General features: G+C 47.6%; 6 protein-coding genes. 1 reads left to right on the plus strand and 5 read right to left on the minus strand.

Features of this window, described 5'->3' with window-relative positions:
• Positions 1 to 187 precede the first annotated feature (187 nt).
• From AC2VDX_RS19815 to pgl, 5 genes are all read right to left on the minus strand, one after another.
• On the minus strand, positions 188 to 1,312 hold the full coding sequence (locus AC2VDX_RS19815; protein WP_378184950.1) for an RNA-guided endonuclease InsQ/TnpB family protein: 1,125 nt from the start codon (positions 1,310 to 1,312) through the stop codon (positions 188 to 190).
• A gap of 71 nt (positions 1,313 to 1,383) precedes the next feature.
• Complete coding sequence (locus tag AC2VDX_RS19820) at positions 1,384 to 2,022, minus strand: IS607 family transposase (RefSeq protein WP_378184948.1); 639 nt, start codon at positions 2,020 to 2,022, stop codon at positions 1,384 to 1,386.
• Between the two features lie 137 nt (positions 2,023 to 2,159).
• A complete protein-coding gene (locus AC2VDX_RS19825) occupies positions 2,160 to 2,651 on the minus strand; it encodes an FHA domain-containing protein (RefSeq protein ID WP_378184945.1) in 492 nt (163 codons plus the stop codon).
• A gap of 465 nt (positions 2,652 to 3,116) precedes the next feature.
• Positions 3,117 to 3,926, minus strand: coding sequence for a double zinc ribbon and FHA domain-containing protein (locus AC2VDX_RS19830; RefSeq protein WP_378184943.1), 810 nt, complete (start codon positions 3,924 to 3,926; stop codon positions 3,117 to 3,119).
• Positions 3,927 to 4,008: 82 nt separating this feature from the next.
• Positions 4,009 to 4,731, minus strand: coding sequence for a 6-phosphogluconolactonase (gene pgl, locus AC2VDX_RS19835; RefSeq protein WP_378184941.1), 723 nt, complete (start codon positions 4,729 to 4,731; stop codon positions 4,009 to 4,011).
• A 209-nt stretch (positions 4,732 to 4,940) separates the two neighbouring features.
• Between pgl and tftA the strand changes: the two genes are divergently transcribed.
• Positions 4,941 to 6,278, plus strand: a complete 1,338-nt coding sequence (tftA, locus tag AC2VDX_RS19840) for a hormogonium tapered terminus morphoprotein TftA (protein ID WP_378184939.1) — start codon at positions 4,941 to 4,943, stop codon at positions 6,276 to 6,278.
• Positions 6,279 to 6,427 lie beyond the last annotated feature (149 nt).

Genomic DNA, 6,427 nt, shown 5'->3' on the forward strand with positions numbered 1-6,427 from the left:
GCTTTTTGATTGCCATGCCCCTACAGATATACCGCACACAACCGCTCTGATAAACCTACCCAAAACTACCTAAATCTAGACTTAGCTGGACAAAAGTAGTTTTGGTGTTATCTTCCTGTTTCATCGTGGTCTTAGAATGACTTCTAAGAGGTTTGGCCACTCCGCAGGCTATCTCGGTAGAGCTTACCTATCTATCCCGTTCAGGGATAAAAATATCCTCAAACCATCGGTCAATATTCTTTGCAGCGTTTAAATCACGGTCTTCTGTATGTTGACAATCAGGACAAATATAAACGCGGTTTTTTAATGGCATCTTGTGGCGGTGGTTCCCACAGTTAGAGCATATCTGAGAGCTAGGAAACATTCTGTCTACCAAGATTAATTTACTAGAAAACTTCTCAGTTTTATACTCTAACTGTCTACGGAACTCATACATTCCACAATCAGCTATTGCACCAGCTAATTTATGATTTTTCAGAAAAGCTTTAATATGCAAGTCTTCTATCCGTATCTCGCTGTGGTTTTTGGCGAGGTAATGAGTCAGTTTATGAATAGAATCTTTTCTGATGTTTGATACTTTGGCGTGAAGCTTGGCTAGTTTTCTAACTGCCTTGACACGGTTCTTAGAACCTTTGACCTTTTTGCTGACACGACGTTGAGAACGCTTTAAACGTTTACTCATACGTCGGTAAGCTTTAGGATTATTGAACACTTTACCATTGGAACAAACAGCTAACTCCTTGATTCCGATATCAACGCCGACAGTAGGTCGCTCAGAGGCAACGGTTGTTAGCTCTATCTCATATTTAATAGCGATAAACCATCGGTCAGCTTGGCGACTAATAACGCAATTATGAACTGCTGTAACTGGTAATGGCTCCGATAATCGCACCCAACCGATAGAAGGGAGCTTAACACGTTTGCCATCATTTTGAATCTTAGGTACAGCCTTGGTTCCTTGTTCCAAATAGAAAGAATCGCGTTGACCTTTCTTTTTAAAACGAGGTTGTAGGGACATTTTTTTAAAGCATCTATCCCATGCTTGCCGGACATCTGCTAGCGCTTTCTGAGGGACATTTTTATTAGTTTCGTAGTACCATTCATGAACAGTCTTGACCTCCGCGACTAGTTTATTATGAAGGTCGATAGCCGATGGCACTTTGACTGTTTTATCGGTTTCGCGAACTTTCAAAACGTCCATAATTACAGCGTTTGCCCAGTTGTAGGCATGACGCGCTACACCAGAAGCTTTCTTGAATGCTGTAACTTGTTTGTTATTGGGAATTAGCGCTGTCTTGAAAGAAAGGAGCATTGTTTACGACCTTGACAATGTTTGGCTGACTTCTCTAATATATACCTATATCTACCCAAATGTTAACGTATTTATTGAGAATCTTGTACAGCTTTAGCTACATTATCAAGAAGTTTTTTATTTTTGCGACTACGAAAACCATAAAGACGTGCCGAGAACACGGTAATGAGTTCTATCATGTCCGTGACTAGTTCTTGCTCAAATGTCAACTCTTCATCTGATTTGTTAACTATTACAACTTCAGTTTCAAACTCTTCGCACATAGCGAATACTAACTCTGAACCAAATCTAAGCAATCGGTCTTTATGAGTTAAGACAAGCCTGCCAATATCACCTTTCATGATTCGCTTAAGCAGTTTTTGCAAGCCTTTTTGGTTGTAATTTAGCCCTGAGCCTAAATCAGAGATAGTTTCGTACTGCCAGCCATTAGCGCTACTAAAAGCTTCTAAAATTTGTACTTGACGCACTAAATCTGCCTTTTGGTCGTGACTAGATACACGAGCGTAATTGATAGTTATCCGGCTATCTAACTGCTTTAAGTCGCGTGGCGTAATTCGTTTTATGTCTGCTAAATAAAATCTTCTATGTCCGCTTGGACTGCGTTCGTAACGAAGCTTCCCAGAATCTGCCCACCTACGAACAGTTTTAATTGATACGCCCAATTCTTTAGAGGCATCACCTATACTTATAGTCACGTCCTGATTGTCCATTTTTAAGAGTTCCTCAATAGATTCACCCTATTATGTGGTCAATCAGGAGTTTTTGTCTAGATATGGGCAGAAATTAAGTTACAGTTTCAAACCCTTGAATTGCGATGGTAAAGACTCGCTACAGAATCTTGGCAACCCTAGGGTAATTTATTAGATTTACCAAGATTTTCCGAAGCAGCTACCAGCTTCACATTGGGTTGATTTTTGTCATCGGCTTCAAGCGAACGGGCATCTATGAAAGTCTCTTTATCTTTAGATTTCTCTTCTGACTTTCGAGCGACCGATTGCTTACCCGCAACCGTATTTAGCCTTGCCTTAGTTTCTGCCGAGCCAATCCGAATTTGAATTTGGGGACCGGAGCTGGCGAGGCGAATAATCATCCCATCGACCACTGGCACTTGGGCGATGCGTTTTCCATCAAGATAGGTGCCATTGGCACCTATACTAACAACTTCCCAATCGGAACCACTGCGCCGGATCTCGACGTGGTGGCGAGAAACAACAGCACTGTAAAGAATGACATTATTATCGGTTGACCGGCCAATCCGAATTACTACTGATTCGGGTTCAAAAGTCCAATTCTGAACTGGTATAGATTGGATAGGATGCAGCAGGGTCAGGGTAATCACCGATGTTACATATTCTAAAGATTTCCGCCTCTAGGCTTGGGACTCGTAACACTGTCAACAGAAGTGACTTCCTCCATTCAATGAATTGAGATGAATCCCCCAATGAATGGAGTCAGACCGCGAACTTTGGGTAGAACGTGGGCAGATGGAATTCTAAACTCTTTTGACCTCGTTCCACCTGGGGATCGCGTTTTTAGTTCCAAGGCACCCACGGGTGTTACAAATCGCATCGTATCATGAGGGGGTTAAGTCGGTGTATCCCCCGAATTGATTCGACGGGATTACCAATTTCTCATCCTTACAGGTTTATTTAATGGAATTTACATAAACCTGAGTCCGATGCCGAATTGTTTCCCTCAAGCCTATCACTTAAAAAAACAGTCTGCAATTGCCATGACCCCTCACCCCAAGAGGCGACACAGCATGATTTTCAGGCTTTGCGATCGCATCGAACAGCCTCTGGGATTAAGAGAGTTGGAACAAGAATGTCATCTTGTCGCCTTTGCCTAAGCCAATGCGATCGCCTGTTCTTAAACGGTGCCGATTGCCGCTAGGCAGGGGGTTATGGTTAATGTAGGTGCCATTAGCACTCCCAACGTCTTCTATGTAGAAGGCGTCTCCCTCCACGCGGATATCCGCATGAATCCGAGAAACAATCTCCGAATTGGGGAACCCTGAAACATCGATATCAGGTGGAATCTGGTCATTTGGCTTGCCGATGTGAATCACCGACAGTTGTGCTGGCAATTCAATCATCGTATCCGTTTGGATGTGCAGAAGACGAGCATTCTGCTGCTGTAGCTGCGTTTTTGAGCTAGCAGAGGAAGTTGCTGCGATCGCAGGTGGAGCGCTGCTAGCAGAAGTCGCCGCTGGGGGTGGACTGACGCTTGCTTGTTCCTCTGCTTGTTCCTCCTCCTGTGCGGGTGGCTGACTGACTACTGTAGCCGGAACGGGTGCCACCGGAGCGGGTACGTCCGGGCTAGAACTGGGCATTGATGGTTGAGGGCTAGCCACTAAAGGATCGGGTGCCACTAAAGGATCGGGTGCCATTAAGTCAGGGACGCTGGGGAGCGGGTCTAATCCTGTCGATGCTCCTACCTCACCTGGACTGCTCGGTCGCAGGTTAGAACCACACTGACCGCAGAAGGTGGCGTCGGTTTGAACGGGTGCGCCACAGTTGGGACAAGCGGTGGTGGCGGGTAAGGGGGTGTAGCAAGCCTCGCACTGGGCTGCTCCATCAGGATTTTGGTGATTGCAATTCGGGCAGACAATCATAAAACCTCCTTGCAGGCTGTATCCCTCCTAGAGATGGGAGTGGAAGGTGAAAATTCAAATATAGTCTGAATAGCGAGGCTTCTTAACTTTTTAGTTCAAGACCCGCAGCCTCATCCAACAGCCACCAAAGTTCTCCTTGGGGCTGGATTAACCGACTGGGATAGCTTTGGTCGTCAGATGTCGTGGCAAAAACCTGAGCTAGGGCTGGTCGTTTACTCGCACCGGCAACCACAAATATGACACAGCGAGCCTGGTTAATCAGGGGTGCCGTGAAGGTGATCCGGGGTTGCCCATCTTTGTTGCCAACAGTAATCAGACGATCTCGTACATTTAATGCTTCTGTGTGGGGAAATAGAGAAGCCGTGTGTCCGTCGTCTCCCATCCCCAACAAAATTAGATCGATGGCTGGAAATTCACCGGGTTGAACTTGAAAAAACTCCTTAATGTGTTGTTCGTGCCGATCCGCTGCGACGGCTGGATCGGCTTCATCGGTGGGCATGGGGTGGATGTTGGCGGCTGGGATATTTACTTTATCCAGCCATGCACTCCGCGCCATCCTTTGGTTACTATCGGGATGGTCTGGCGGCACGTAGCGTTCATCGCCCCAAAATATGTGAATTTTATCCCAAGGCAGATTTTGGGTAGCGATCGCTTCATACAGCGGCTTGGGGGTGCTGCCACCGGACAAGGCGATAGTACAGAGCGATCGCTGTTCGATGCAAGAGTGAATTTGATCGAGGCACACTTGGAGCGATCGCTCAATCAGCGCCGTTTTATCTGGTAAGACTTCAACGATTTTGTTCATCTATGGGGATGAATTGATGATTTCCAGCTCTACCCTACCGAAAATCTTACAGTTTCTTCTTCTTAGTACCCATTAATATATGTGTCTGGAACAATTTACTCTTCCGTTCTCAAAGAAGAAGCGTCAAGTTGGACTAGCCGTAGCACCCGGAAATCCTTATCGTGGTTGATTAATATAGATTACTTTTAGCGCTGGGGGAATTTTTCAAGATGGGACGAATTTTTATTTCAGCAGGTCATGGTGCTGGAGATCCAGGCGGAAAGGCAGGTGGCACCACAGAGGCTCAAGAGATGATTCTGCTGCGCGACCAGATTGTACCAGAACTGCGATCGCGGGGTTTTGAAGTTCTTTCTGTCCCAGACGACCAGACTTCAGCGCAGTCGATTTCCTGGATCAACGCCCGCACTCGTAGCGGCGACGTAGCGCTAGAAATCCATGCCGATGCCTATTCTAACCCAGCGACTCGTGGCGCTACGGTCTTCTACATTGCCAACAACGAGGAACGCAAGCAGAATGCCGAACTGCTACTTTTGGCGCTCTTACGCCGCGTTCCCCAGCTGCCCAGCCGGGGAGTCAAGCCAGACACCGCCACCGGCGTCGGACGTTTGAGCTTCTGCCGCGACACTTTCATTCCCTCCCTGCTGATGGAAGTTGGCTATCTCACTAACCCGGATGACCGATTCTTAATTCAGAATCGCCGCCGCGACATCGCATTAGGAATTGCAGACGGATTGGCATCTTGGAGCCGAGGCGGTGGTCCTAGCCCCGATCCTGGCACTTCCCCCACCTATCCTCCCATCAATATCAACATTAACAACCAGGTCTACGGGGAGAAGGGCGTTCTCATCAATAGCAACGCCTACATTCCCATCGACCTAGTGGACAGGCTCTCGATTGACTTGACAAATAACACCTCAGTCCGCCGCGTGCCCTACCAAGGTGTTGTCTATGTCAAAGCCATCGAACTGCGAAGCTTTAATATCTCCGTTGCTTGGGACAACGCCACCCGCACCGTGTCTTTGCGCTCCATTTTACCCATCTGCCCCGGTCAACTAGACCGGATTATGGGATATGGCAATACCTCTGAGGTACAGCTGATTATGTTCCTCAAAGCCAATAATGAGAATGCTCTTGCCCAGTTTCCCGACTTACCCAAACTTTACCGGGAAGAAGCCACAATCGAGGGCGTCAACTATGACATTGCCTTCTGTCAAATGTGTGTTGAAACCGGCTTTTTGCGCTTCGGGGGCGATATTAAGCCCAGTCAAAATAATTTTGCCGCTTTGGGATCGATCGGCGGTGCTTCTGAGAGCGCGACCTTCCCCAGCGCCAGAATTGGCGTCCGCGCCCATATCCAACACTTGAAAGCTTACGCGAGTTTGGAGCCTTTGGTGCAGGAACTGGTTGATCCGCGCTTTCGCTTTGTGACGCGGGGCGTCGCGCCGCTGATTTCTCAGTTGAGTGGACGGTGGGCGGCAGATCCGCAGTACGGCACCAAGATTGAGGCAACTCTCAGAAGGCTGTATGAGTCAGCGGGATTATTGTAAGGAGTGAGGGAAGAGGACTGAGGGAAGAGGACTGAGGACTGAGGGAAGAGGGATGAGGGAAGAGGAGTGAGGGAAGAGGAGTGAGGGAAGAGGAGTGAGGACTGAGGACTGAGGGAAGAGGAGTGAGGACTGAGGAGGGGAGAGGCAAC

Source organism: Coleofasciculus sp. H7-1 (assembly GCF_057473865.1).